Raw genomic sequence first — 24496 nt, forward strand, 5'->3', positions numbered from 1 at the left:
CCACAGACGGCAATGGGCCCGCCCCACCGCGTGGTGGGGCGGGCCCGACCTGCTCAAGTGGCGGAAAAGTCCCCCGCCTTGACCCCGGCAACGAACGCCGACCACGCCGCAGTCGGAAAGACCAGCGCGGGTCCCTCAGGATCCTTCGAGTCCCGCACGGGGATGACACTTCGGAAGCCGTCGGCGACCTCGATGCACTGTCCCCCGTCGCCGTTGCTGTAGCTGCTCTTGCGCCAGGTGGCGGCGCTCAGATCGGGGGTGCGCATCGTGCGTAATCCTCCATCGCGGTCTTGATCACCGCCGCTGACTCGTCCGGCGGCAGGGCCGAAGCCTTGATCAGATCGTAGGACAGCCGGAACCCTCTGACAGCCTCCACGTCTTCCTCAAGGTGTCCCGAGTGGCTGCCCTCCATGTAGGCGGATTCGGCGCCGTTGGGAAGTGTGAGTATGGTCAGCGATCCGCCCATGGCAGGATGCGCGCCGCTCGCGAACGGAAGCACCTGAACCACGACGTGCGGCCGTTGCGCCATCGCCAGCACGTGCTGAAGTTGCGCTCTCATGGTCGCCGGACCGCCCCCAGGGCGCCGGAGGGAAGCCTCGTCCAGGATCAACCAGAGATGCGGAGGAACGGGCTGCGTCAGGATCTCCTGACGCTCCAGCCGTGCAGCCAGCTTCTCCTCGATCCGTTCCGTCGAGTCCCGTGGACTGCCCGCGCGCAGCACCGCATGTGCGTAGTCCTCGGTCTGAACGAGCCCCAGAACGATCTGAGCGCAGTAGACCTGGATCAAACTGGCCTGTGCTTCCAGATCCATGTACCGGCGGTATCGGTCGGGGAACTGCTCCCGTCGAATGATCTCCCACAGGCCTTCGAAGAGACCGGCGGTGCCGAACGCCGCATCGACCTTGCTGGACAGGGGAGGCAGCGGGAGACGTTCCGCGATCTCAACGCCGTGCAGATGCGTCTTGCTGTAGTTGACGATCTCGGACAGCCGATCGAGAGACATCCCTGTAAGCGCTCGGTGGCGGCGCAATTCCTTTCCGTACAAATCGCGCGCCGACCTGAGCGGATCGAGTTCTCGTGTTCGAGCTGCCATACGTGCTCCCTTGTTCCCAAGCAATATCCGGAACATGACGCAGAGTCAAGGGTAGCTCCGATTGCGTAACCATGGAGGTGCGCCGGTGACTGCCGCGCACATCCGGTGAAACAGAGACCCCGGCGACCGCACGAACGGTCCCGGGGCGTGGCCAAACCTGAGGAAAGCAGGCTGACATGGATGACCTTACCGACTCCTCCCCCGCGGGAGGGAGTGCGCTCGGCAGGTGGCTGTGGCGGGCGTGGCTCTGGTTGAGGTACCGGCCCGGTGACTGGTGGTTCCTCTACTTCTCGCGCAGGCCGGTGCCGCGCCGGCTTCGGGCGAAGCTGCGGGCGCGGCGGCGGCAGCTCAAGGCGGAGCGCGCAGGCCGATAGAGCCGGTGCCTGGCCGGCCCTGGGGCCGACCAGGCACCTCGGGAAAGCGGGTTGCGCGCAGCGCGTTCTGGCTGGCACGGTGACGGCACATCAATCCGTCAGCTCAACTCCGGGGGCAGCCATGGCAGTGCCGCAACCCTCTGCCGACCCCGGCTCCGTCGCCGTCTCGGCCTACGACCGACCGCCGTATCGCACGCCTGCGCTGCCGCCACGGCCTGGGAATCAGTGGGTACTTGACGTGCTGCTGCCCTGGCGGCTGGCGAGCCGGATCTACGGCCCGTACCGGATGCTCCGGTTGACGGCGTCCGGGGTGGTCACGACGGTCGGGCCGGCGGTGCTGGGGCCAGCCGTCCAGCCGGTTGTCAGCTCCCTCGCCGAGCAGGCTCTCGACCCGCTCGTGGAGCGGCTGTTGCTGCCGCGTGCGCTGCTCGGGCTCGGGCTCGTGCTCCTGATCGTGCGGATTGCCACCGGCACGTCCGGCGACGACCTCATCACCGAGGTCTTCGGGGACAGCGTCGTCATGCTGCTCAGTGGACCCGTCGCGCTGCTCCTGGGCTGCCTCGCCCTGGTCCTGCTCGCCCGCAGCGGGACCCGGGGGCGGGTCACCCGCCTGGTGGCCCGGCCATTCCTCACCGGGCTGTTCACGGCCGTACTCTTCGTCACGATCATGAAGGTCCCGCACGATTCCATGGGCGCGGTCGGCAGCAGTCTGCCCGGGTTCTTCCTCGGGCTGTGGCTCAGCGTTTTCACCCTCGCGGTGCTCTACCTCGTGCACCGCAACTCGTTCGCCGTCCGGGCGCACCCGCTGGTCCGGCCGATCGTCGCGATACTCCTCGTGTGGCTCACGGTCGTCGGCCACATGGAGCTGATCGACACCAAGGGCACCGAGACCCACGGCGCCGCGCTGTTCGGCCTGCTGGCGGGCCCCGTCGGCGTGACCGTCACCGCCGTGATCGAGCTCGTCACGCTGCGCCGCCGCCACCGCGTCGGCTTCCGGGGGCCCCTCGCCCCGCGCCTCTGACGCGCGCCGCCCGGGCCCGCCGCAGCGTGCGGCGGGCCCGGGGGAGGGGGTCAGCGGGTGTGTAGCCGCCGTTGGCGAAGAGGGTCTGACCGGTGATCCACCAGCCGTCGGTGGCGAGGAAGGTGACGATCGGGGCGATGTCCTCGATCTTGGTCAGGTCGTGATCCGGCTATGAGCCTCAGAGCACGGCAACGCCGAGGGTGATCGCGATCAGCACCATCAGGATCCCGAGCGCCATGAAGGCGTATTCCACTGGCCGCCGCTCCCGCCCCTCCACGACCACTTGCCGGGGATCGGCCGGGTCGTAGCGGACGGGCACGTAGCCGCCGTCGGGGAGCGGGTGGCGCGGGGTGGACGGGACGGGGGAGAAGACCTCGACCACCTGCCCGTCCTCGGTCTCGAACTGGAGCAGCGGACGCGGCGGCAGCGCGCGGTCCTCGGGGCCGGGGACGCGCTCGCGCACGAGCGCTTGGACCGACACGCCGACCCGACGCAGCCGCCGCAGGTCGCGCAGCCCGACCACCCCGGCGAGGTAGGCGATCACCCCGCCCAGACCGCCGAACACCACCACGGCGAACCCGCCCACCACGCCTCCCTACCCGCGTCGTCCTCCTGAACTCCAAGTATCAGGGACAGCGCGTTAAAGGGAGGTGCCCCTACACCTCGCCAGCGGCACCCCCGGGTCGGCGAGGCGGGCTGGGGGAAGGGTCCGGGCCTCGCTGCGGGGCCGTCAGCGCACCGCTGCCGGCGTCTCGGCGGAGACTGTCAGACGGTCGTGGGCAGCACGTAGGCCCGCGCGAACCAGTGCCCGACCTGGGCGCGGTGCAGGTGCCCGGCCACACCCTTGTCGCCGGCCACTGCCATGGTCGCGTGGACGTGGACGACGCCGCCGACGATCTCACCCGTGCCGTGCAGCTCGGCGGGCTGGTCGTAGTCCGTCACGATGTCTGCTGACGGGTCGTCGGCGGGCATCGTGCTGATCGTGAACGAGTCCGCCGCGCCGATCAGGGAGATGATGGCCCCGTCGGTCACCCCGGCCGCCTTCGCCTGCTCGGTGATGCTCTCGATCAGCTCGGCGTTCTTTACTTCGAACACGTGCATTGGTCAGCTCTCCCAACTGAGAAGCGGCGTGAGGTCCCGCAGCATAGCGGCGGAGCACCAGCGGGCCCCCGCGTCCCGGGGGTTCAGGGACTCCGCTGCCAGTCTCGCTGCGAGGAACTGGGCCCGGGGCCCCGTGATGCGGAGATCGGCCGCCAGCGACCCCGCCATGTCCCATTCCAGGCCCCCGACGCGCGCGAGGACGGCTGTCGAGTAGAGGTGTCTCACCTCCTGGTCGTGGGCCAGCACGCGGGCCACGTCTGCCGCTGCTTCCTGGCCCGGCCGCTTCGCCAGGATGCCCGCAGCGTTCACCCGGAGGAGAGCGGAGTCCCCGTCGTGCATCCACCCGCGCAACCGGCTGGCCGTGCCCAGGTCGGCGAGGGAGGCGATGACAAGATCGGTCGCGTGCGTGGTCTGCACCGTCATCAGGGGGCCGCTGTCGCCACCGGCGATGCTCGCTGTCAGCTCTCCGGCGAGCTTCCCATGAGTGGCGACCAGTGCGGACAGGGATAGGAACGCACGTCTGTTCACCCTTGTGAGCCGACAGCTTCCCCGAGCTGGAGCCCGCAGAGTCCCTGACCCTGGAACGTCTGCGCGCTCGCACGCGCTTGCTCAACGACCTTGCCCGCACGCACCGGCGGCTCCGATGAGCCGTGCCGTGCGCTGGCATCCGTACCGGCGTCGCCTACCACGCCGGTACCCCGACCGACCCCCGAACCGGGGTCGGTGACCCCCGCAAGGAGACCTCCATGGTGAACCACAACCGGCCGCAGATCGGGTACATGGACGCGCATCCGCCCCGGGACGCGTACATGGTCGGGGACAGCCTCCCCGACCAGTCCGGCAAGGGCGCCCCGGCCACCCCGACGCACACCGTGTGCACCCCGGACCCGGCCCCGCCGAGGACGAGTAACACCACCGACTCCCGCTGTCCGGGGAAGGGTTCAACGGCGACAGCGGAGGCGTCCCCGGGGGCCGTCACAGGCCCCTCGGGGAGCTGCCGCCCGACATACCTTGTTGGGGGTGTGAGAGGCGGCTAGGCACCACCACCCGGCAGGCAACCGCCTGTCAGGCCAACCAGCATGGAGGTAGTGAGATGGGTAAGCGCGGCGGCGGCTCCGGAGACGGCAAGGGCGGCAAGCAGCAGGACGACAGCAACAAGGGCAGCGGCCACGGCGGCGGCGGTTCCGACGAGGGCGGCAACACCTCGGACGGTCAGAACCCGGCGGGCGGCAGCGGCAAGTGACCAGCGAGACGCACAGGGAGGCGAGCCCTCAGGGGCTCGCCTCCGCGCTGGTGGCCAGCGGCGCGCTTTCCTCGGACTGGCTCCCCTCGTTCCATGCCGTTCCCCGTGAGCTGTTCGTCCCGGATCGCATCTGGCCGGGCATCGCGGACGGCACCAAACAGAACGCCGTGGTGTATCGCTCCAAGGACCCCGGGGTGTGGCAGCAGGCGGTCTACTCGGACATCCCGCTGACCACGCAGTGGGACGACGGCGACCACGAGGGGGACGGCCTCGGTACTACCCCGAGTTCGTCCAACTCCATGCCGACCATGGTGGTTTCCATGCTCCAAGACCTGGACGTGCGCCCGGGTGACAGGGTGTTGGAGATCGGATCCGGGACGGGGTGGAACGCCGGGCTTCTCGCCCACCGCCTCGGTAACCCCAACGTGGTGACGGTCGAGTATGACCCGGGCGTGGCGAGAGGGGCCCGGGAGAACCTGCACCGGGCCGGACTTGAGCCGACAGTGGTCGAGGGTGACGGGCGGTCGGGGTGGGCGGAGGGTGCCCCATACGATCGGATCATCGCCACGTGCTCCCTGCTGGAGATCCCTCTGGCATGGCTGGAGCAGTCGGCCCCTGGCGGGATCATCGTCGCCCCGTTCGGCACCGAGTACGGCGGGGAGCAGATCGTTCGGCTGACCGTCAACGAAGACGGGACCAGTGCGAGCGGCAACTGCACCGGGGGTTCGGCGTTCATGAGGCTGCGTCAACAGCGCACCGGCCGGCCGCTGATCGACGCGTACCTGCACGGGACGCCTTGGCCGGCCGATGGGGAGAAGAGCACCACCACCCTCTCCCCGTGGGACACGGGCAAGTGGTTCCAGCAGTTCGTCATCGGGCTCGGTGTGCCCAGGGCGTTCTGGCGGGCGGAGCGCTACGAGGACGGCGCGTACACGCTGTGGCTCTACAGCCGGGACACCCTGTCGTGGGCCACGGCCGACTACGAGCGGGACCGCACGGACTACGAGGTGGTTCAGTCCGGCCCCCGTCGACTGTGGGACGAGGTCGAAGCCGCCTACCGGTGGTGGACCGACCAGGGTCGCCCCGGGCACGAGAGGTTCGGCCTGACGGTCACCCCGGAGGGCCAGACGGCCTGGCTCGACTCCCCGGACAACCCGGTGCCACAGCAGAGCTGACGGACCGAACCGCCCCGGCCGGGCGACAACGGCCGGGGCCCTCTGGGCGGCCCGTAGCTGCTACACCTCGCCCAGCGGCACGCCCGGGTCGGCGAGGCGGGACGGGTCCACCTTGCGGCCGGAGCGGACGAGTTCGCGGATCGGGGCGGTGACGTCCCAGATGTTGACGTTCATCCCGGCGAGGACCCGGCCGTCGGACAGCCAGAAGGCGATGAACTCGCGGGTGGCCGGGTCGCCGCGGAACACCACCTGGTCGTAGCCGCCGGGTTCGACGTAGCCGACGTACTCCATGCCCAGGTCGTACTGGTCGGTGAAGAAGTACGGCACCCGGTCGTACACCGCGTCCGGGTGGCCGAGCATCGCGCGGGCGGCGGTCTGGGGCTGGTTGACGGCGTTGGCCCAGTGTTCGACGCGGAGGTGGCGGCCGAACAGCGGGTGGTAGGCGTTGGCGACGTCGCCGGCGGCGTAGACGTCGGGGGCCGAGGTGCGCAGGTGCTCGTCGGTCTTGATGCCGTTGACGATCTCCAGCCCGGCGGCCTTGGCGAGTGCGATGTCGGGGGCGATGCCGATGCCGACGATCACCGCGTCGGCCGGCACCGTCGTGCCGTCGCCGAGCCGGACGCCGGTCACCGTGCCGTCCGCGCCGGTGAGTTCGTCCACCTGGACGTTGAAGCGCAGGTCCACGCCGTGGTCGCGGTGCAGGTCGGCGAAGACCTGGGCGACCTCGCGGCCGAGCACCCGCAGCAGCGGGAGTTCGGCCGCCTCCAGAATGGTGACCTCGGCGCCGGCCGTCCGGGCCGCCGCCGCGGTCTCCAGGCCGATCCAGCCCGCGCCGATCACCGCCACCCGGGCGCCCGGCCGCAGCGCGGCCTTGATCCGCTCGCTGTCCTCGACCCGGCGCAGGTAGAGCACGCCCTCCTGGTCGGCGCCGGGCACGGGCAGTCGGCGCGGCAGCGAGCCGGTGGTGAGCAGCAGCTTGGCGTACTCGATGCGGCCGTCGTCGGCGAGCGTGACGGTGTGCCCGGCCGGGTCGATCGCGGAGACGGCAATGCCGAGGCGCAGCGTGATGTCGTGCTCGGCGTACCACTGGGGCGGGTGGACGTAGATCTTCTCCCGGGGCGTTTTGCCGAGCAGGTAGCCCTTGGAGAGCGGCGGCCGCTCGTACGGGCGCTCGTGCTCGTCGCCGATGAGCATGATGCGGCCTTCGTACCCGGCCTCGCGCAGCGCCTCCGCCGCCTTCGCGCCGCCGAGCGATGCGCCGACGATGACGATCGGCCGCTCCCGTCCACTGTCGTCCGCTGTGCCCATGCTGAACTCCTCGCTCTCCGGCCGGAATCAGGGCCAGCCTGCCGCCGCTGGGGTGGGGTGTCGAGACCGCGGCGGGCGCGCCGCCCCAGGCTCCCCCGTTCGGGTGAAGACGGGTGCCACGGAGTCATCGCCTACGGAGTCATCGCCTACGGAGTCATTGCCTACGGAGTCCTTGCCTACCGCGTCATCGCCTCGCGGACCAGCGCGGTGTCGGTGAACTGCTCGAACCGGACGATCCGGCCGCCACGCACCACGAAGTGGTGGGCCACCCGCACCGCGAGCGGCTTGCCGGTGGTCTTGTGCACGGCGGTGTAGCGGGCGAGCACGACCACGTTCTCGCCGGCCACGACGTACGTGTCGTCGTGCGCCGTCCAGCTCTGCCACTCGGCGGCGAGGCGTTCCATGACGTTGCTGGTGACGCCCTTCGGGGTGCGGTAGGTGCCGGCCAGCGGGAAGCCGGCCATCTCGGTCCACTCGACGTCGTCGGCGAGGGTGGCGCGCAGGGCGGCGAGGTCGCCGTGCGCTGAGGCCAGGTACTGGCGGCGGACGACGTCGGCGGGGGCGGCGGACTCGTTGAACTCGGCGGTTCCGCGCGGGATCTCGATCATCGCGGCTCAGCCCCAGGTCATCTCGCCCATGGCGACCTTGGTGCCGAGGTCGACCGCCATCCGCAGCCCGAGGTCGGGATAGAGGCGCTCCAGCGCCTCCTTCGCGGCGGCGGCGTCGGCGGCGCGGTCGATCTCGGTCTCGAACGCGCGCAGGTAGTCGCGGGTGTGGAAGACCGAGGTGAGGTTCGTGGGCGCGCCGGCGGTGCGGTGGCCGGCCGCGACGAACTGCGGCTCCAGCGCCTCGATTCCGTCCAACAGGTCGATCCAGGCCGCCCGTTGGGCCGGTGTCGCGGTGTCCGCCGTCCACACGTGCAGGCCCTCGAAGAGCAGCACGCCGCCGAGGACCGCGTGGTGGTGGTGCTGCCACAGGTAGTGCCGGTCGGGCAGGTGGAAGTCGGCGCCGCGCAGCTCGAACCGGTGGCCCTCGAAGACGAGTTCGTCGCCGTGCAGCACCTCTGGGCGGACCAGCCGGGTCGGCAGTTCGGGGCCGAGGTGCGACCAGGCCCTGAGCTTGGCGTCGTACGTGTCCTGGATGTGCTGGACGGTGGAGGCGGTGGCCAGGAACCGGGCCTGCGGGAAGACGTCCTGGACCTCCTGGGCGCCGAAGTAGAAGTCCGGGTCGCCGTGGCTGACGAACACCGTGGTGAGCCGCTTGCCGGTGGCCCGGATCCGCTCGGCCAGACGGCGGCCGTCGGAGCGGGTGAACCCGGCGTCCACCAGCAGGGCGTCGTTCGGGCCGGTGACCAGGACGGAGGTCTTGTTGAGGGAGCTGTCCGGGCTGTCGATGACCTCGAAGTCAAGGGCGCTCATGCGCCCACCTCCCTTCGGTCGGCAGGCGCTTCGCGCAACGCGCACCTTTCGATGATTCGCTCGCTACGCTCGCTCATGCAAGATGTCCTTCCGCGAAGGGGCCTGGCATTCGTCGAGCCCCAGCATCGGCGCTCGACGGCCCGCCCGCATCCGGAGGCCGGACGGGCGTCAGCGGCGCCAGAGCGTGAGGTCGCTGCTGGTGGCCACCGCCAGGGTCCGGCCGGACGGGGAGAAGCCGGCGGCGCGGAAGGTGGACCAGGAGGCGTGGAAGACGTGCCACCAGGTCTCGCCGTGCCCGGCGTCCCACGGTCCGTGCGTGAGCAGGACCCGGTGGCTGGGCCACTCCGGCGAGATCACCTCGACGCTCCAGCCGCCGTGGGCGCTGCTGTGCAGGCCGCCGCCCCACAGCCCGGCGACCGGGATCCGGACGTCCGCGACCGGGCCGAGGCCGGGGCAGGAGAGGTCCGGGCCGTCCGGGTCGTCCTCGGGGTCGTACTCGCGCTCCAGCTTCTCGCCGGTGACCGCGTCGAACAGGCCGTGCCCGCTCGCGGAGACCACCAGGACCAGGTCGTTACCGGTGCCCGGGTCGGTGGCGAAGCCGATGCCCTGCAGCGCGCCGACGGGGATCAGTCCCCGGCCGACGGGCTGCCAGGGCGCCGGCGGGGCGGTCACCTCGTCGGCGGCGACGATCCGGTCGTGGAGCTGCTGCTGGAAGGGGGTCAATGCCATGGGGATGATCATCGCACCGCGTCGGGACACCGCATCAGACGGTCTCCCTCGGCCGGCCTCACTCGCCCGGCCCCACCCGCAGCACCGCCAGCGCCCCCAGCAGCGTCGCGGCGGCGAGCGCCGGCCACAGCACCCCGGGCCCGGCCGCCAGCAGCGCCGTCAGCACCGCCGGCGCCGCCGCCCGGCCCACCCCCATCGACAGCTCCCACCGGGCCAGCGCCCGCCCCAGCAGCGCGGGCGGCGCGGAGGCCGTCACGAGGGCCGTGCCCGAGCCGGTGTACAGGATCTCGCCGAGCGTGAACAGCACCGAGACCACCGCGATCCCGGCCGCACCCGGCGTACCGCCGAGCGACCCGGCCGCCCAGAACCCCAGGTACGAGAGCGCGAGCGCCACCCCGGCGGCGGCCATCACCACCCGCCGGGGGCGGGTGGCCAGCCGTAGCACCAGGGCCAGCTGGAGCGCGATCACCAGCACCGTATTGCCCACGAACACCCCCGAGGACCACGCCGGGGACGCCTGCAGGTGCAGCACCAGCAGCGCGGGCAGCGCCACCTCCAGGATGTCGAAGCAGAACGCGTACGGCAGGTTGGCGACGCTGAGCAGGGTGATCCGCCGCATCGGGTCGCGCGGCCCGGCCGCCTCCTCCGAAGGCTCCCAAGGGCCGACGGCCGCCCGGGGCGCGGTCACCCGCAGCGAGTGCACCAGGACGGCGGCACCGAGGCAGGCCGCCCCCGTCACCCCGGCCAGCACCCGGATCGCGCCCGCCCCGCCCGTCACCACCAACGTGGCCAGCAGCGCGCCCGCGCCGAGCCCCGCGTTGCGCAGCGACCGCCCGGCCGCCAGCGCCGCGTCCCGCAGCCGGCCCTCGGTCAGCGTGCTCACCACGGCCGCGTGGGTGGCCGGCCAGGACTGGCTGCCCACCCCGATCAGCACCGCCGCCGCCGTGAACCCGGTCAGGCCGCCCGCCACCAGCAGCGTCAGCGCGCCGACGGCCCGTACCGCGAGGGTCGCCGCGGCCGGCAACGTGCGCGCGCCCCGGTCGATCCACCGCCCGGTCAGCGGCACCACGAGCAGGCCCGCGACCATCCCGGCGGACATCGCGAGCCCTGCCGCGCCTGCGCTCAGGTGCAGCACCCCGATCCCGTACAGCAGCAGGAACGGCCGCAGCAGGCCGGTGCCCACCGCGTCCACCGCCAGCGCGGCGGCGTAGCGCGGCCCGCCGGCGGCGGTCAGCAGGCTCAGCAGGGCGGACGGGCCCCGGCGGCTCGTCCCGATCGGCAGGGCGGGCGGCTCACCGGCCCGGACGGCGGCGTGGTCGTGGACGGACTTCTCCTGAATCAGGCTCATGGCCGACACCGTCCGCCCCGGCCCGCCGCCGGAGCACGTCGATTGACGCTTCCCGTCAATCGACGGAGGGGACCATCCGTGCGGGTGGCAGGATCAGAGCCGTGAGTGAGCGAAGCGAACGAACAATCAATAGGTGCGTGTGGGCGAATGCCCCTGCCGAGCGCAGCGAGGTGGGCGCATGAGCTTGACCATCGACATCACCGGACTCCCGGACGAGCGCCTCGTCTTCACGCCGTCCCCGCTCGCCGAGCTGAACGCGATGCTGCACGTCCTCGCCGAACCCGGGCACCACCCCGCCCTGCACGGCTGGGCGTCCAGCACGGCCGCGACCATCCCGCCCGAGCTGTCCGAGCGGCTGCTGGAGGCCGACTTCCTCTGGCGCTCCTCCCGCGCCGACTTCCTCGTCCCCGGCCTGCCCGGCGCCACCCTCGCCGAGGAACTCGACGCCGTCGACCGGCTCGACGACGAGCTGTACGTCGCCGCCGCCCTCATCACCACGTGCGGCGCCACCCGGCTCACCCAGCGGATGGCCTCCCCGCTCACCGACCCGGCGGCCAACGAGCGGGCCCGCGAACTCGCCCTCGCCCGCGGCCCCCGCCAGGCCGCGTTCGCCGACCGGCTGCTCACCGATCCGCCGGCCGTCCGCGCCCTGGTGCGGCGGATGCTGGAGGACTGCCGGGCCGCGTTCTTCGCCGACGCCTGGCAGCGCGTCCTGCCCGATCTCGCCGCCGACGCCCGGCACAAGGCCGACCTGGTCGCCCGGCGCGGCCTCGGCGACGCCCTGGCCGCCGTCTCCCCGTCCGTCTCGCTGGAGCACGGCACCGACAGCCGGCGCCGGATCGTCATCGACAAGCTCCAGGACAGCACCACCAGCGGGGCCGGCAGCGGGGGAGTCACCTTCATCCCGACCGCGTTCGGCCGCCCTCACCTCCTGGTCGTGCACGCCCCCGGCTGGCGGCCCGTCGTCCAGTACCCCGTCGCCGAGGCCGGGCTCCCCGAACCCGTCTCGCTCGCCCTCGTCCAGCAGCGGCTGGAGGCCCTCGCCCACCCGATCCGGCTGCGCCTGGCCCGCACCATCGCCCGCGGCCCGCACACCACCGGCGAACTCGCCGCCGCCTGGCAGCTCAGCGCCCCCGAGGTCTCCCGCCACCTGACGGTCCTGCGCAAGGCCGGGCTGCTGGTCACCCGGCGGCGCGGGCGGTACATGCTGTACGAACTGGACCTGGCCGGCAGCGCCCGGCTCGGCTCCGACCTGCTGGAGGCGGTGCTGCGATGAGCAGGAACAGCCGCCCGGCAGAGGGAGTTGCTGCGGCGGGCGGGAACAAGATCAAGCCGAGCCGCGTTCGTCCCGGCATGACCAACGACGCCTCGCCCACCGCCCCCGAGATCCTCCGCTACGCCGCCTTCGCCACCCGCCCCGAGGGCGGCAACCCGGCCGGCGTGGTGCTGGACGCCACCGGGCTCTCCGCCGAGCGGATGCTCGCCATCGCCGCCGAGGTCGGCTACTCCGAGACCGCCTTCCTGACCCCGGGCGCGGCCCAAGGGGCCTACACCGTCCGGTACTTCAGCCCGCTCGCCGAGGTGCCGTTCTGCGGCCACGCGACCGTCGCCTCCGCCGTCGCCCTCGCCGAGCGCACCGGGCCCGGGCGGTACGTCTTCACGACCGCGGCCGGCGAGGTGCCGGTGGAGGTCGACAAGGACGAGGACGGCGCGCTGCGCGCCACCCTCACCAGCGTCGAGCCGAGGGTGGAGGAGGTGGCCGACGCGGACGTCGCCGAAGCCCTCGCCCTCCTCGGCTGGGCCGCCGCCGACCTGGACCCGGCCCTGCCGCCCCGGATCGCCTACGCCGGCGCCCGCCACCTCGTCCTCGCCGCCGCCACCCGCGACCGGCTCGCCCGCCTCGACTACGACTTCGACGGCCTGGCCGCCTACATGACGGCCCGCGACCTGACCACCCTCCAACTGGTGTGGCGCGACGGCCCGCAGGTCTTCCACGTCCGCGACCCGTTCCCCGTCGGCGGCGTCGTCGAGGACCCGGCCACCGGCGCGGCCGCCGCCGCCTTCGGCGCCTACCTGCGCGAGCAGGGCGCCGCCGAGCCCCCGACCGTCCTGACTCTCCACCAGGGCGACGACCTCGGCCGCCCGGGCCTCCTCCACGTCGGACTCCGCCCCGAGGACCCCCGCATCCGCGTCTCCGGCGCAGCGGTCGCGATCCCGTAGCCGACCCCGCCAGACCTCTCCGCCGGTCGGCGGGCCGATATCCGGAAACCGTCCGGAGGTCAACGCCCGCCGGCCGGCAATGATTTTCCGGTGCACCCGACGCATGCCGGTCTGTCCGTTTTTGGGAGGCGGCAAATAGTTTCCGGTTGACAGCCGTTCCGTGTTATTGAGTTCTTGAGAACTGCCGGGGGCGGGCAGTTCCCGGGAATATCGCGACAAACCTCTTCGCCGTGCTGGACAAGGTGGTCGGCCCCGAGGGCGTCCTCGCGTCGACCACCTCGGCGATCACCATCACCAGGCTGGCCCGTGCCACCACCAGGCCGGAGCGGGTGGGGGGCCGTCCTACTCGTACCGGAGCGCGCTGGGCTGCACCAGCCGCAGCAACTGCGGCAGCCGGCCCGAGGGCGCCGCCCACGCCCCGAGCGGCCGGGTACTACGATGCGCTGCGACGCCATCCGGCCGACAAAGCGGGGGACCTGATGATGACTGGACAGTGGCAGGAACTGGGCACGCCGGGCGGGATCGAGGCGTACGTGCACCGGCCCGAGGGCGAGGTGCGCGGGGCCGTGGTGGTCTGTCCGGAGATGTACGGGGTCAACGCCTACACACGAGGGATCTGCGCCGAGCTGGCGGGGCTCGGGTACGTGGCGCTGGCGCCGGACTTCTACTGGCGCAACGACCGCCGTACCGAGCTCGGCTACAGCGCGGAGGAGCGCGAGGCGGGTCTGGTGCTGATGCGCGCCCTGGACCGCGACGAGTTGGTCGCCGATGCCGTCGAGGCACTCGCCGCGGCCCGTGCCCTGGCCGACGGGCACGGGGTGGCGTTCCTGGGGATGAGCATGGGCGGGCACATCGCGGTGCGCGCGGCCACCGAGCTGCGCTTCGAGCTGGCCGCGGTGTTCTACCCGGGCTGGCTGCTGAACTCCGGCTTCCCGCTGGTGGGTCCGGTGCCGCCGCTGGAGACGGCCGAGCGCATCGCCGCCAACGGCGTGTTCCTGCTGGGCTTCTGCGGCGAGCTGGACCACATCCTGCCGCAGGAGGAGTGGCAGGAGGCCGAGCGGCGGCTGATCGAGGCCAAGGTCGCCCACGAGCTGGTCACTTACCCGGGTGCCCGCCACGGCTTCGCCGCGGACCGGCCCGCGGACCACGACGCCGACGCCACGGCGGACGCCTGGCGGCGCGTGCACGAGGCCCTGGCCCAGCGGCTGTAGGCCGTAGACTCACCGGGTGGATCGCACGACGCCTGGGCCCGTTGCCCTGGACACGCTCCGATCCGGTGGCGTCGTGGGTGTGGACACGAATGCCGACCACCTCGCCGCCTGGCTGCTGGACTCCCACGGCAACCCGGTCGGCGAACCCCGGCATTTCGACTACGACCTGTCCGGGTCGGCCGGCCACCGTGACGCGCAGCTCCGCCACGTCCTCACCCAACTCCTGCACTGGGCCGCCGGCACCGGCGTACGCGCGATCCAGGCGAGTCTGCGGTGCCGCCTCCGTCGAGACGGCACCGCAGAGGCTCGCTCAGTCGATGCGCACTCAGTCGGCGCGCACTCGGCCGGCGCTCACTCCGCCGGGGCGATCCGGTACCCGCCGCGCGCCGAGTACAGGGTCAGCGCCTCGACCGGGCAGAAGTCGACCGCCTCGGCCAGTCCCATCGTCAACTCCGCGCCGTCCGTGCCGTATTCGGCCACCGGCTCGGCGAGGCCGTCCGTCCCGAGCGCCAGCGAGCCGGGGGCGCTGAGCGCGCACATCCCGGAGCCGATACAGCGGTCCCGGTCGACCCGGACGACCACCGCGTCCGCTCCCGCGCCCGCCGTCACCAGGCGACCTGGAGCGAGTTCGGACTGCGGGTCAGCAGACCGCGTCGCCAGTCGATCTCCTCGGCCGGCTCGGTCAGCCGCAGCGAGGGCAGCCGCCGGGCCAGCCGGTGCAGGGCGAGTTCGAGCTCCATCCGGGCCAGCCAGGCGCCGAGGCAGTGGTGCGGCCCGGCGCCGAAGGTGTACATCGGCGCGGCGAGCGGGGAGAACAGCTCGGTCAGCAGGTCCCCGGTGAAGACCTCGGGGTCCACGTTGGCGGCGCCGGTATCGGCGGCGACCACGCTGCCGGCCGGGATGACGACCCCGCCGATCTCGACGTCCTCGACGGTGCGCCGCAGCAGGCCGGGCAGGTGGTCGGCGTCCCCGAGCGGGACGGCCCGCAGCAGCTGCTCGGTCGCGGCGGCGGCGCTGGCCTCGTCGGAGGCGAGCCGCTGCCAGGCCTCGCGGCCGTCGCCGAGGAGGTAGACCAGGGCGTTGCCGAGGGTGGTCATGGTGGTCTCGTGCCCGGCCACGACGAGGCCGATGACCAGCGTGACCAGCTGCCCCTCGGTGATCGAGCCGTCCTCGGCGGCGGCCGCGAGCAGGCTGGTGACCAGGTCCTCGCCGGGGTCGGCGCGGCGCTCGGCGATCACGGCGGCGCCGAACCCGGCGAACTCGGCCATCGCGGTGCCGATCGCCTCGGCGCTGTAGGCAGTGGTGGAGAGCGCGTGGTCGCTCCAGTGCGCGAGCCGCTTGCCGTCCAGGCCGTCCAGCCCCATCAGCCGGCTGATCACCGCGACCGGGAGCGGGCGGGTGTAGGCGGTGACGATGTCGGCGGGGGAGCCGTGGTCCATCAGCTCGTCGATGAGCGCCTCGATCACCGAGGCGACCCAGGGCCGCCAGCGGGCGATGGCGCGCGGGGTGAACGCCCGCTGCACGGTGCGGCGCAGCCGCTGGTGCTCGGTGCCGTCGATGTTCAGCAGGCTCTGCGGGTCGTCGAGGATGTTGGGCGTGAGCGAGGTCGGCGGCGCGTCCGGCGCGTAGAGCGGGGCGCGGCCGAGCCGGGGGTCGGTGAGCACCTGCCGCACGTCGGTGTGGCGGCTGACCAGCCAGACGGGGGTGCCGGTGGGCAGCGCGGCGAGCCGGGGCGGGCCGGGCTCCAGGTGGCGCAGGCAGTGCAGCGGGATGAGCGGGGCGGTGCCGGTGCCGGCACCGGTCGCACTGTTCTCGGCGGACATCCGTACTCCAGACTCCAGGTCGGTGGGCCGCGCGGGGCGGCCGAACGGGGGGTGGAACCGGGGAGGTGCGGGGACGGGTGGGGCGGGCCGGCGGACGGCTCGGCTCTGGCCGGCGGGTGGGACCAGGTCGAACGGGCGGGACCCGGTCGACGGGTGGGACCGGGTCGCACGGGTTGCACGGGTCGGGCGGGGCAGGCGCGCGGGGAGGGTGTGCTGAGCGTGGTCGCGTGGACCGCTTTCAGCTACGACCGTACGTGGGCGGCGGTCCGCCCGTCTGCGGTACTTCCGGCCAACGGCGATGCATTCCGGGCAGTTCGGTGCACGCTGACGGGCGCTCGGCGCCGCCCGCGCGCCCCCTTCGCCGGACCGTGCCCGGATATGCCACCGGCACGTGCGCTGAGCCGCATCACCCCGCCCGTTCCCCAGGCGGGCGGCGGCGCGGGCGATACGCTTCGTGGGCAAGTCGTTCGACGCAGGTCACGCCGGGTGCAGAGTCGCCCCGGCCGACGGAGGTGGAATCTGATGGCCCAGCAGGTGAAGGCAGTCATCGCGCGTGCCAAGGGCGCGCCCGTGGAGGTGACCACGATCGTCGTGCCGGACCCCGGCCCGGGCGAGGCGGTGGTCAGGATCCAGGCCTGCGGGGTGTGCCACACCGACCTCCACTACCGCGAGGGCGGCATCAACGACGAGTTCCCGTTCCTGCTCGGCCACGAGGCCGCGGGCGTCGTCGAGTCGGTCGGCGAGGGCGTCACCGAGGTCGCCCCGGGTGACTTCGTCATCCTCAACTGGCGTGCGGTGTGCGGCCAGTGCCGCGCGTGCAAGCGGGGCCGCCCGCAGTACTGCTTCAACACCCACAACGCGAAGCAGAAGATGACGCTCCTGGACGGCACCGAGCTGTCCCCGGCGCTGGGCATCGGCGCGTTCGCCGAGAAGACCCTGGTCGCGGCCGGCCAGTGCACCAAGGTGGACCCGGCCGCCGAGCCGGCCGTCGCGGGCCTGCTGGGCTGCGGCGTGATGGCGGGCATCGGCGCCGCGATCAACACCGGCGGGGTCGGCCGGGGCGACTCGGTCGCCGTGATCGGCTGCGGCGGCGTCGGGGGCGCGGCCGTGCTCGGCTCCCGGCTGGCGGGCGCGGCGCGGATCATCGCCGTCGACATCGACGACCGCAAGCTGGAGACGGCCCGCATGCTGGGCGCCACCCACACCGTCAACTCCCGTACCACGGACCCGGTCGAGGCGATCCGCGAGCTGACCGGCGGCAACGGCGCGGACGTCGTCGTGGAGGCGGTCGGCCGCCCGGAGACGTACAAGCAGGCGTTCTACGCCCGGGACCTGGCCGGCACCGTCGTCCTGGTCGGCGTGCCGACCCCGGAGATGACGCTGGAGCTCCCGATGCTCGACGTGTTCGGCCGCGGCGGCGCGCTGAAGTCCTCCTGGTACGGCGACTGCCTGCCCTCCCGGGACTTCCCGATGCTGATCGACCTCTACCTCCAGGGCCGCCTGGACCTCGGCGCGTTCGTCTCCGAGACTGTCGAACTCGACGCGGTGGAGCAGGCGTTCGAGCGCATGCACCAGGGCGACGTGCTCCGCTCGGTGGTGATCCTGTGACCCTGCGGGTGGACCGCCTCGTCACCGCCGGCACCTTCGAACTCGACGGCGGCAGCTGGGAGGTGGAGAACAACGTCTGGATCGTCGGCGACGACGCCGAGGCGGTGGTGATCGACGCCGCCCACGACGCCGACGCGATCGAGGCCGCGCTCGGCGGGCGCCGGCTGCTGGCGATCGTCTGCACCCACGCGCACAACGACCACGTCGACGCGGCCCCGGCGCTCGCCGCCCGCACCGGCGCGCCGATCCTGCTGCACCCGGACGACCTGCCGCTGTGGAAGCTCACCCACCCCGAGCGCCTCCCGGACGGCGAACTCGCCGACGGGCAGCGGATCGAGGTGGCCGGCACGGCGCTGACCGTCCTGCACACCCCCGGCCACGCGCCGGGCGCGGTCTGCCTCTACGCGCCCGCGCTCGGCACCGTCTTCACCGGCGACACCCTGTTCCAGGGCGGCCCGGGCGCGACCGGCCGGTCGTTCTCGCACTTCCCGACGATCATCGACTCGATCCGGGACCGGCTCCTGTCGCTCCCGCCGGAGACGGTGGTCCGGACCGGCCACGGCGACCCCACCACGATCGGCGCCGAGGCCCCGGCGCTGCCCGAGTGGATCGCCCGCGGTCACTGACCGTACGCTCATCCGCTGATCCGTCCGGCCCCCGGGGACCTCGCCGTGCCCCGGGGGCCGTACGATCGCGGCCATGGCCCATGATCCGCGCGACCTCGACGACGCCTTCCTCGCCTTCTGGCGCGAGCGCCACATCTCCACCCTGACCACCCGGCGCCCCGACGGCTCCCCGCACGTGGTCCCGGTCGGCGTGACGTACGAGCCGGCGACCGGCATCGCCCGGGTGATCACCAGCCGGACCAGCCGCAAGGCGCGCAACGTCGCCGTCGCCGGCCCCGAGGGCCTGCGCGTCGCCGTCTGCCAGGTCGACCGGGCCCGCTGGTCCACGCTGGAGGGCGTCGCCGTCGTCCGCGACGAGCCCGAGCAGGTCGCCGAGGCCGAGCGCCGCTACGCCGAGCGCTACCGCGAGCCGCGCGTGAACCCGGACCGCGTCGTCATCGAGATCACCGTCGACCGGGTCCTCGGCCGCGCCTGACGCTCATTGATCGGATCGTCCGACCGACCCGGGACAGGACTACTCCGCGAGCGCCGGGGCGATCCGCCGCAGCACGCCCGGCCAGCCCTGCGCCATGCCCTGGTGCGCCTGCCGGCCCATCGGGGTGTCCAGGTCGAAGCCCGCGTGCTCCAGCAGCAGCCGCGTGCCGTGCCCCTCCGGGACCAGCCGCCACGTCACGGTGGTGTCCAGCGTGCCCTCGGCGAAGCTGTAGCTCAGCAGCCGCTCCGGCTCGACCGCGATCACCTCGCACGGCTGCTGCCCCCACGGCCCCATGTCCAGTGTGAACCGGTGCCCCACCACCGCCTTGACGTCCCCCGCCGCCCACCACCGCGCGTGCAGCTCGGGCTCCGTCAGCGCCTCCCAGACCCGCGCCGGCGGGTGGGGCAGGAACTCGTCACAGCTGATGACGGCCTTGTCGGTCATGAATTCTCCTCGTCCAGGAGCTCGCGCAGCGAACGCATCCGCGCCCGCCAGTAGTGCTCGAAGGGGTGCAGCCATTCCCCGACCTCGGCGAGCGGGGTGGCCTCCAGGTGGTAGTAGCGGTGCCGTCCGCGCGGTTCCTCGCGCACCAGCCGGGCGCTGCGCAGCACCGCCAGGTGCTCCGACACCGCCGACCGGCTCAGCGCGAAGTCGCCGGCCAGTTCGCCGGCCGCTCGCGGCCCGTCCTTGAGGGCCTCCAGCAGCTTTCGCCGCACGGGGTTGGCCAGGGCGCTGAACACGTCGACATCCGCCATGGCTCCACCATGCGTCGGAGAACTCCGACATGTCAACTTTTCCCGACACATGCGAGCCGACCTCGACCACCCGTAACGGCTCTTCGCCGCCTCCTGGACTACCGAAGGCGTCCGGGGCGCTTCAACCACCGCTCGACCTACGGACCGACCGGGCCTGAGTGCTCACACGAACCTGAGTGCGCACACGGAAGTGCCCTGCGGGAGCGGGCGAGGCCGCTTCCGCAGGGCAGAGCCCTGGCCTAGTTGGTGGTGATCCAGGTGCCGCGGGTGCTGTTCCAGTGGATGGTGGCGGCCTGGAAGTGCTGGGCCTTCCCGCCGTTTTCGTCGACCTCGTCGGTGGTGGGATAGCCGAGGGCGGCTTCGCGGCCGTTGGCGGCGAAGGCGTCGTTGATGGCGCCGTGGATTTCGTGGGTTCCGGTCTGGGGGGACCAGAGGAAGAGGCCGTGTTCGAAGAACTGGTAGCGGCCTCGGGTGCCGTTGGGCGCTTTGGCGGCGTCGGCTTCGTCGCTGGTGGGGAAGCCCCAGCGGCGTTCGGCGTCGGTGGCCCAGAAGGCGGTCAGGATGTCGCCGTAGACGGGGTGGGCGTCGTCGGGGTGCCAGAGGATGATCCCGTTCTGGAACTGCTGGAACCGACCGCCCAGCGAGGAGTCCGCCTCGGCGCGCACCGGCACGCCGAGCACGCTGTTGGCTCCGCCCATCGCGGCGTACTTGGCGCCGATCGTCCCGTAGGGCTGGAACGCCTCGTCGCGCTGGGCCCGGGCGGTGCCCTCGGCCTGGTCGTAGCGGTCCGGGTACGCCGAGCGCTGCACGGCCTGGGCGAGTTGACCGGCGGTGCTGCCCTGCATGCCGGGCTCCATCTGCAGGGCGACCTCGAAGAACTTGCCTGCCGCGTAGTCGACGTTGAGCAACTGGTCGGGGGACCCCCAGCCCTGGGAGGAGCGCTGCTGGAACACCCCGAGCGAGTCCCGGTCGCCGCAGGACAGGTTGTTCATATGGGATTCGACCCAGCCGGTTTCGAAGCCGGCCAGCATCACCTTGTCGTCCACGTTCATCCGCTGGCCGACCTCGTACACCTTGCGGGTGACGGCGATGTCGCGGTCCGGCGGGACGTAGCAGCCGGCGTCGGCCGCGGAGAGATGGTTCAGCGGGCCCGGAATCGGCTCTGTGGTCCGTGGGCTCGGAACGGGCTGTGTGGTTCGCGCCCGGGCCGGCCCGGCGGAGGCGGCCACGGCCGTGGTGGCCAGCAGGGCCGCGGTTGCCAGGGTGGCGAGTCGTGCGGTGCTGTTGCGCATACGCCGTCTGCTCCGTGTCGGTTCGTGGCGGCCCGGACCGGTCGGATCGGTCGGGTCGGTCGGGTCGGTTCGAGGGAGTTCGTGCTCGGCCGCGGTCACGGGTTGATGCCGTCGTACTGGAGCACCCGATAGGGCGACTGGCCCTGCTGCCCGTTCCACTGGGAGACGATCAGGGTCAGGGAGTTGGCGTTCGCGCTGCCCGGGTGGATGTAGCCGCCGTAGAGGTAGGGGAGCTGAGGACGGCCCCAGTGGCTCGGAGGGAAGGCGCTGTTGCCGGCGATCTGGACCTTGGCCGCGGTCCACGCCGCGTCCGGGCGGGGGGCGGTGCGGGTGCAGATCGAGTAGTCGGTCACGTCGAAGTAGCTCATGCAGTAGGTGCTGCCGATCCGCTTGACGGAGAACTCCCCGATGTTGTTGCCGGAGAGGATGACCGACGGCGGCGCAGCAGTGGTCCACTGCCAGGAGCCGTTGAGATAGGCCCAGTTCTGCTGGGCACCGAAGTTGCCGGCCCGGAAGTCGTCCGGCCGGATCCGGAAGAGCTGGATCGCGCCGCCGTCGCCGGTGTTCCGGTGGGTGCCGTTCCAGCGCTTGGAGAAGATGTAGAGCCAGCCGTCCGGGTCGATCCCGGCGAAGGACCACATCCCGTACATGGACTGGTTGGCGCCCTGGGTGTCGCCGGCCCAGTGATAGGGGTAGTCCTGCCAGGTCACGCCGTGGTCGTCGGAGTAGGCCACCCCGGACATCAGCGAGCCGTCGTAGCCGGCCGGCGGGGTCCAGGTCGCCACCGAGGTGTACTGGATGTAGGTGCGTCCGCCGAACTCGATGCAGTCGTTGGGGATGCGGCTGAACTCCCAGCCGTAGCCGTTGTCCGCCTGGTGCGCGTAGTTGAAGATCTGGTTGGCCTGGCCGCCGGTGGGCATCGCCCAGGTGAAGGAGATCGGCGAGCCGCCGCTGCGGTCGAAGTTCGCCTGCGCGAGGATCACCGGCGAGCCGAGGTACGGGTCGCGCTGGGCGGGGTTGGCCCAGGAGTCGCCGAAGACGTAGCCCCAAGTACCGTCGTGCTCCCGGAAGTACGGGATGCCGAGGTCCCCGGAGCCCAGCCCTTGCGCGCTCGCCGAATCACCGGGGGTGTCGCAGAGCGGGGTGCCGTTCTGGGCCAGCGGGGTGGCGGCCGCGCGCGAAGCGGCGGTGCTTGGGCCGGCGGCCGTGCCGACCAGCCCCGCACCGAGAGTCAGGCCGGCACCCGCTCGAAGCACCGCGCGGCGGCTGAGCTCACCGCGGTCAGGGCGGGAAGCGTTGGACATCGGCGGATCCTCCTGAGGGTGGTGGCGTGTCCTACCGGGGAGCGGCTGTCGCGCGGGTCATCGGACGCCCGCTGACGACGTGTGAACTACCGCACACGACATATCCGGTGGAAAACGGAGTCAAGCACCCTCGGAACCGGTTTGATTCTTGGCATGACCGGTGCGAAGCGAGGGCGCCGCGCCCATCAAACCCGGCCCGAGTCGGGCTGTCACGCGCCGATGACCTGCTCGGACAAACGCCGGACAAAGCTCGGACAGGCCCGGAACGGGAGAGCCGGAGCGGCCGGACGGGGTGCCTCGCTCCTGCGCCGCACCCCGATCCCGAGACTTGCCCGACCGTGGCAGGTCCCGCGGTTCCGTCCTCGCCCCGATGGCGCGGGCGACCTCGGTCGATTGCCATGAGCCCCAACAGACTGAGAGGACAAGCAGGTGGGACGGCAGGAACAGCCGCTCGACGCCGGGGACGGTCCCCTGGTGCTCTTCGCGCTTGAGCTGCGGGAGTTGCGACGCCAGGCCGGCAGCCCGCCGTACCGTCAGCTCGCCGCCCGCACCAACTACTCCGCCTCCACGCTCGCCGAAGCCGCCGCCGGCCGCCGGCTGCCGAGCGACGGGGTGCTCGCCGCCTTCGTGACCGCGTGCGGCGGTGACCCGGTGGAGTGGGAGCACCGCCGGATCCGTACGCACCGGCTGATCACCCAGCCCCCGACGGTGGTTCGGCCCGTGGCGGCCGGGGACGCGGTGCTGTCCGCCGAGCCGCCCGTGGCGGCCGGGGACGCGGTGCTGTCCGCCGAGCCGCCCGTGGTGGCGGAGGACGCGGTGCCGTCCGCCGAGCCGCCCGTGCGAGCGGCCGACAGGACATCCGTCGACCCGGCACCGGCCGACGTGCGGTCAGCTCGGCGGCGCGCCCCTCGGCGTCAGCCGGCCGTACTGCGCCGCGTCCTCGGCTCCGCCGTTGCCGTTCTGTTCGCGCTGACCTTCGGCGTCTGCGTCCCGGGCGACTCGGCCGCACCGGGCACCCTGACGGCCCTCACCGTCCAGGTCCCGCTCCGGGAGGCCGCGCGATGGCTGCACCCTGGCACCGACATTCCGGCCCAGTACCGGGAACTGATCACCGAGGCGGGCACCGGCTGTCCCGAACCCGAGATCACGCCGGCCCTGATCGCGGCGATGCTCAAGGCCGAGAGCGGATTCGACCCGAACCTGAGCGACCCGGCCAACGACGAGTACGGCATCGCCCGCTGGACGCCCCGAGTGCTCCGCCACTACCTGCCGGTGGGCCGCCAGGACACCGTCCCCACCCCGCCGTTCACCGCCGAGGACTCGATTCTCGCGATGGGCCGAATGCTCTGCGCCATTGCCCCGGAGCTCCGGGGCGTCCAGGGCGATCCGGCGCTCAACCTGGCCGCTGCGTACCGCACTGCCACTTGGGTGGTGCGGAATCACGACGAGGCCAGGCTCGCGGCGCTCAAGCCGTATCTGAACGAGGTCAGCGACAACCTCCGGCGCTACCGCCCGGCGCCGGGTCCCGACGTACGGCCCTGAGGCGAGCGGTGCGCAGGTCTTCGGCCGCCGGGGGTGAGCGCCCCGCTCACCCCCGGTTCGCGGCCGGTGAGCATGCCGAGCATGGTGAGGTCGAGCAGGGTGGCCACCACGTGCTGTCGGTGGAACTGCCGGACTGATTGCCGCTACCGGCGATTCATCGACGGGTGGACTCCCGGAGCGTGCGGCGCGCGGCGACCAGGGCGAGCAGGGCCCAGAGGAGGCTCAGGGTGGCCACGGCGTAGACGCCGAGGCCGAGGAAGGCCAGGTCCAGGTCCGTTCCGGCCGGTGGGACCCAGCCGTCCGGGTCGACGAGGACGGTGGTGGTCCGGCCGACGTCGGACGTCCCGTAGCAGCCCGACCCCTGGAACTCCGCGTGCGGCAACGGCTGTCCGTCCGCCCGGCGGATGCCGCACTTCCAGCTCACTCGCCCCGAGCGGTCCTTCGCGGCGTGGGCCCAGGTGACGACCACGGCGGTCCGCTCGGCGCGGCGCGCGATCACCTCCGCCCGGAAGGCCGCCGTGGGCAGGGCCACCAGCAGGATCCCCAGCAGCACCCCCGGCCACAGCACCCATCCGCTGGTCCGCACCACCATCAGCCCGCCCAGCGACACGATGAGCACCAGGACGGCGACAACGGTGCAGGGCGCCGTGCAGTCCGGGTTCCCGGCGAGCACCATCAGCCCCACGATCACCAGCGGCGTGAGCACCGCGAGCAGACCCGCCGTCCGTTTCACGGTCCGGGGCGACACTGGCTTGTCCTTCCGGCTGCCCGTCCTCCTTGGCGCCTTCTGTGGGCGCGCGACCCCGTTGGCCAGCGGTCTCTTCTGCTTC

Annotated in this window: 27 protein-coding genes and 3 pseudogenes; 12 read left to right on the forward strand and 18 right to left on the reverse strand. The window is 72.4% G+C overall.

Going from position 1 to position 24496, the window contains the following annotated elements; translation table 11 throughout:
• Positions 1-53: 53 nt before the first annotated feature.
• A complete protein-coding gene (locus KV557_RS11745; protein WP_218199774.1) occupies positions 54-266 on the reverse strand; it encodes a DUF397 domain-containing protein in 213 nt (70 codons plus the stop codon).
• Positions 248-1093 carry a DUF5753 domain-containing protein gene (locus KV557_RS11750; protein ID WP_218199775.1) on the reverse strand — a complete coding sequence of 282 codons (846 nt, stop codon included), beginning with the start codon at positions 1091-1093 and terminating at the stop codon, positions 248-250. Before KV557_RS11750 ends, KV557_RS11745 begins: the two co-directional genes overlap by 19 nt.
• A gap of 612 nt (positions 1094-1705) precedes the next feature.
• Here KV557_RS11750 and KV557_RS11755 point away from each other — a divergent pair.
• A complete protein-coding gene (locus KV557_RS11755) occupies positions 1706-2488 on the forward strand; it encodes a hypothetical protein (protein WP_218199776.1) in 783 nt (260 codons plus the stop codon).
• A 58-nt stretch (positions 2489-2546) separates the two neighbouring features.
• On the opposite strand, the pseudogene KV557_RS42495 reads toward KV557_RS11755, so the two are convergent.
• The 4 genes and pseudogenes from KV557_RS42495 to KV557_RS11770 all read right to left on the reverse strand — a co-directional run.
• A pseudogene (locus tag KV557_RS42495) lies at positions 2547-2648 on the reverse strand (SDR family oxidoreductase); the annotation flags it as partial.
• A gap of 18 nt (positions 2649-2666) precedes the next feature.
• Positions 2667-3074 carry a DUF3592 domain-containing protein gene (locus KV557_RS11760; RefSeq protein ID WP_218199777.1) on the reverse strand — a complete coding sequence of 136 codons (408 nt, stop codon included), beginning with the start codon at positions 3072-3074 and terminating at the stop codon, positions 2667-2669.
• Between the two features lie 179 nt (positions 3075-3253).
• Positions 3254-3589: a PCC domain-containing protein gene (locus KV557_RS11765; protein ID WP_218199778.1), complete on the reverse strand. Its 336-nt coding sequence runs from the start codon at positions 3587-3589 to the stop codon at positions 3254-3256.
• A gap of 3 nt (positions 3590-3592) precedes the next feature.
• Positions 3593-4117 carry a hypothetical protein gene (locus KV557_RS11770; protein ID WP_218199779.1) on the reverse strand — a complete coding sequence of 175 codons (525 nt, stop codon included), beginning with the start codon at positions 4115-4117 and terminating at the stop codon, positions 3593-3595.
• 565 nt (positions 4118-4682) lie between these two features.
• On the opposite strand from KV557_RS11770, the gene KV557_RS11775 reads away from it, so the two are divergent.
• Both KV557_RS11775 and KV557_RS11780 read left to right on the forward strand, forming a co-directional pair.
• Positions 4683-4832: a hypothetical protein gene (locus KV557_RS11775; protein ID WP_218199780.1), complete on the forward strand. Its 150-nt coding sequence runs from the start codon at positions 4683-4685 to the stop codon at positions 4830-4832.
• Positions 4829-6007 carry a methyltransferase domain-containing protein gene (locus tag KV557_RS11780; protein WP_218199781.1) on the forward strand — a complete coding sequence of 393 codons (1179 nt, stop codon included), beginning with the start codon at positions 4829-4831 and terminating at the stop codon, positions 6005-6007. Before KV557_RS11775 ends, KV557_RS11780 begins: the two co-directional genes overlap by 4 nt.
• 60 nt (positions 6008-6067) lie before the next feature.
• On the opposite strand, the gene KV557_RS11785 is transcribed toward KV557_RS11780, so the two are convergent.
• From KV557_RS11785 to KV557_RS44045, 5 genes are all read right to left on the reverse strand, one after another.
• Positions 6068-7315: an NAD(P)/FAD-dependent oxidoreductase gene (locus tag KV557_RS11785; RefSeq protein WP_218199782.1), complete on the reverse strand. Its 1248-nt coding sequence runs from the start codon at positions 7313-7315 to the stop codon at positions 6068-6070.
• Positions 7316-7491: 176 nt separating this feature from the next.
• Positions 7492-7923, reverse strand: a complete 432-nt coding sequence (locus KV557_RS11790) for a nuclear transport factor 2 family protein (RefSeq protein ID WP_218199783.1) — start codon at positions 7921-7923, stop codon at positions 7492-7494.
• A 6-nt stretch (positions 7924-7929) separates the two neighbouring features.
• Positions 7930-8733 carry an MBL fold metallo-hydrolase gene (locus tag KV557_RS11795; protein WP_218199784.1) on the reverse strand — a complete coding sequence of 268 codons (804 nt, stop codon included), beginning with the start codon at positions 8731-8733 and terminating at the stop codon, positions 7930-7932.
• 168 nt (positions 8734-8901) lie between these two features.
• Entirely contained in the window at positions 8902-9462 is a 561-nt protein-coding gene (locus tag KV557_RS11800) for a hypothetical protein (protein ID WP_218199785.1), read from the reverse strand.
• Between the two features lie 58 nt (positions 9463-9520).
• A complete protein-coding gene (locus KV557_RS44045; protein WP_218199786.1) occupies positions 9521-10810 on the reverse strand; it encodes an MFS transporter in 1290 nt (429 codons plus the stop codon).
• Between the two features lie 178 nt (positions 10811-10988).
• Between KV557_RS44045 and KV557_RS11810 the strand changes: the two genes are divergently transcribed.
• The 5 genes and pseudogenes from KV557_RS11810 to KV557_RS42505 all read left to right on the forward strand — a co-directional run.
• Positions 10989-12086, forward strand: a complete 1098-nt coding sequence (locus KV557_RS11810; protein ID WP_218199787.1) for a DUF5937 family protein — start codon at positions 10989-10991, stop codon at positions 12084-12086.
• A gap of 77 nt (positions 12087-12163) precedes the next feature.
• Positions 12164-13030, forward strand: coding sequence for a PhzF family phenazine biosynthesis protein (locus KV557_RS11815; RefSeq protein ID WP_218199820.1), 867 nt, complete (start codon positions 12164-12166; stop codon positions 13028-13030).
• A gap of 209 nt (positions 13031-13239) precedes the next feature.
• Positions 13240-13353, forward strand: a pseudogene (locus KV557_RS11820) (3-hydroxyacyl-CoA dehydrogenase NAD-binding domain-containing protein); the annotation flags it as partial.
• Positions 13354-13509: 156 nt separating this feature from the next.
• Positions 13510-14241 carry a dienelactone hydrolase family protein gene (locus tag KV557_RS11825; protein WP_218199788.1) on the forward strand — a complete coding sequence of 244 codons (732 nt, stop codon included), beginning with the start codon at positions 13510-13512 and terminating at the stop codon, positions 14239-14241.
• A 55-nt stretch (positions 14242-14296) separates the two neighbouring features.
• Positions 14297-14500 (forward strand): annotated as a pseudogene (locus KV557_RS42505) (IS200/IS605 family accessory protein TnpB-related protein); the annotation flags it as partial.
• A 92-nt stretch (positions 14501-14592) separates the two neighbouring features.
• Here KV557_RS42505 and KV557_RS11830 read toward each other — a convergent pair.
• Together KV557_RS11830 and KV557_RS11835 are read right to left on the reverse strand one after the other, a co-directional pair.
• The gene (locus tag KV557_RS11830; RefSeq protein ID WP_218199789.1) at positions 14593-14850 is read right to left on the reverse strand and encodes a ferredoxin; all 258 of its coding nucleotides are present in this window, start codon (positions 14848-14850) and stop codon (positions 14593-14595) included.
• Complete coding sequence (locus KV557_RS11835) at positions 14847-16064, reverse strand: cytochrome P450 (protein WP_218199790.1); 1218 nt, start codon at positions 16062-16064, stop codon at positions 14847-14849. Before KV557_RS11835 ends, KV557_RS11830 begins: the two co-directional genes overlap by 4 nt.
• Positions 16065-16586: 522 nt before the next feature.
• Between KV557_RS11835 and KV557_RS11840 the strand changes: the two genes are divergently transcribed.
• The 3 genes from KV557_RS11840 (at position 16587) to KV557_RS11850 (ending at position 18773) form a co-directional block, all read left to right on the forward strand.
• Complete coding sequence (locus KV557_RS11840) at positions 16587-17672, forward strand: S-(hydroxymethyl)mycothiol dehydrogenase (protein WP_218199791.1); 1086 nt, start codon at positions 16587-16589, stop codon at positions 17670-17672.
• Positions 17669-18298, forward strand: coding sequence for an MBL fold metallo-hydrolase (locus KV557_RS11845; protein WP_218199792.1), 630 nt, complete (start codon positions 17669-17671; stop codon positions 18296-18298). Before KV557_RS11840 ends, KV557_RS11845 begins: the two co-directional genes overlap by 4 nt.
• A 73-nt stretch (positions 18299-18371) precedes the next feature.
• Positions 18372-18773 (forward strand): pyridoxamine 5'-phosphate oxidase family protein, encoded by a 402-nt coding sequence (locus KV557_RS11850; protein WP_218199793.1) that lies wholly within the window; start codon positions 18372-18374, stop codon positions 18771-18773.
• A gap of 39 nt (positions 18774-18812) precedes the next feature.
• On the opposite strand, the gene KV557_RS11855 is transcribed toward KV557_RS11850, so the two are convergent.
• From KV557_RS11855 to KV557_RS11870, 4 genes are all read right to left on the reverse strand, one after another.
• Positions 18813-19217: an SRPBCC family protein gene (locus tag KV557_RS11855; RefSeq protein WP_218199794.1), complete on the reverse strand. Its 405-nt coding sequence runs from the start codon at positions 19215-19217 to the stop codon at positions 18813-18815.
• A complete protein-coding gene (locus KV557_RS11860) occupies positions 19214-19528 on the reverse strand; it encodes a metalloregulator ArsR/SmtB family transcription factor (RefSeq protein WP_218199795.1) in 315 nt (104 codons plus the stop codon). The genes KV557_RS11855 and KV557_RS11860 overlap by 4 nt, the downstream gene beginning before the upstream one ends.
• Before the next feature lie 239 nt (positions 19529-19767).
• Entirely contained in the window at positions 19768-20820 is a 1053-nt protein-coding gene (locus KV557_RS11865) for an LGFP repeat-containing protein (RefSeq protein WP_218199796.1), read from the reverse strand.
• Positions 20821-20915: 95 nt separating this feature from the next.
• Entirely contained in the window at positions 20916-22124 is a 1209-nt protein-coding gene (locus KV557_RS11870) for a DUF4185 domain-containing protein (protein WP_218199797.1), read from the reverse strand.
• Between the two features lie 429 nt (positions 22125-22553).
• On the opposite strand from KV557_RS11870, the gene KV557_RS42510 reads away from it, so the two are divergent.
• Positions 22554-23666, forward strand: a complete 1113-nt coding sequence (locus KV557_RS42510; RefSeq protein WP_308129863.1) for a helix-turn-helix domain-containing protein — start codon at positions 22554-22556, stop codon at positions 23664-23666.
• A 154-nt stretch (positions 23667-23820) separates the two neighbouring features.
• Here KV557_RS42510 and KV557_RS11880 read toward each other — a convergent pair whose 3' ends face one another.
• On the reverse strand, positions 23821-24414 hold the full coding sequence (locus KV557_RS11880) for a hypothetical protein (RefSeq protein WP_218199798.1): 594 nt from the start codon (positions 24412-24414) through the stop codon (positions 23821-23823).
• Positions 24415-24496: the final 82 nt, after the last annotated feature.

It is taken from the genome of Kitasatospora aureofaciens (assembly GCF_019192735.1).
GTDB classification, from domain to species: Bacteria; Actinomycetota; Actinomycetes; order Streptomycetales; family Streptomycetaceae; genus Kitasatospora; species Kitasatospora aureofaciens_A.

Coding starts and splice junctions, on each gene's coding strand:
- KV557_RS11810 (WP_218199787.1), top strand. CDS start 10,989: ATGAGCTTGACCATCGACATCACCGGACTCCCGGACGAGCGCCTCGTC.
- KV557_RS11765 (WP_218199778.1), bottom strand. CDS start 3,589: ATGCACGTGTTCGAAGTAAAGAACGCCGAGCTGATCGAGAGCATCACC.
- KV557_RS11825 (WP_218199788.1), top strand. CDS start 13,510: ATGATGACTGGACAGTGGCAGGAACTGGGCACGCCGGGCGGGATCGAG.
- KV557_RS11865 (WP_218199796.1), bottom strand. CDS start 20,820: ATGCGCAACAGCACCGCACGACTCGCCACCCTGGCAACCGCGGCCCTG.
- KV557_RS11785 (WP_218199782.1), bottom strand. CDS start 7,315: ATGGGCACAGCGGACGACAGTGGACGGGAGCGGCCGATCGTCATCGTC.
- KV557_RS11870 (WP_218199797.1), bottom strand. CDS start 22,124: ATGTCCAACGCTTCCCGCCCTGACCGCGGTGAGCTCAGCCGCCGCGCG.
- KV557_RS11795 (WP_218199784.1), bottom strand. CDS start 8,733: ATGAGCGCCCTTGACTTCGAGGTCATCGACAGCCCGGACAGCTCCCTC.
- KV557_RS11855 (WP_218199794.1), bottom strand. CDS start 19,217: ATGACCGACAAGGCCGTCATCAGCTGTGACGAGTTCCTGCCCCACCCG.
- KV557_RS11800 (WP_218199785.1), bottom strand. CDS start 9,462: ATGGCATTGACCCCCTTCCAGCAGCAGCTCCACGACCGGATCGTCGCC.
- KV557_RS11850 (WP_218199793.1), top strand. CDS start 18,372: ATGGCCCATGATCCGCGCGACCTCGACGACGCCTTCCTCGCCTTCTGG.
- KV557_RS11840 (WP_218199791.1), top strand. CDS start 16,587: ATGGCCCAGCAGGTGAAGGCAGTCATCGCGCGTGCCAAGGGCGCGCCC.
- KV557_RS44045 (WP_218199786.1), bottom strand. CDS start 10,810: ATGAGCCTGATTCAGGAGAAGTCCGTCCACGACCACGCCGCCGTCCGG.
- KV557_RS11815 (WP_218199820.1), top strand. CDS start 12,164: ATGACCAACGACGCCTCGCCCACCGCCCCCGAGATCCTCCGCTACGCC.
- KV557_RS11860 (WP_218199795.1), bottom strand. CDS start 19,528: ATGGCGGATGTCGACGTGTTCAGCGCCCTGGCCAACCCCGTGCGGCGA.
- KV557_RS11750 (WP_218199775.1), bottom strand. CDS start 1,093: ATGGCAGCTCGAACACGAGAACTCGATCCGCTCAGGTCGGCGCGCGAT.
- KV557_RS11745 (WP_218199774.1), bottom strand. CDS start 266: ATGCGCACCCCCGATCTGAGCGCCGCCACCTGGCGCAAGAGCAGCTAC.
- KV557_RS11790 (WP_218199783.1), bottom strand. CDS start 7,923: ATGATCGAGATCCCGCGCGGAACCGCCGAGTTCAACGAGTCCGCCGCC.
- KV557_RS11775 (WP_218199780.1), top strand. CDS start 4,683: ATGGGTAAGCGCGGCGGCGGCTCCGGAGACGGCAAGGGCGGCAAGCAG.
- KV557_RS11835 (WP_218199790.1), bottom strand. CDS start 16,064: ATGTCCGCCGAGAACAGTGCGACCGGTGCCGGCACCGGCACCGCCCCG.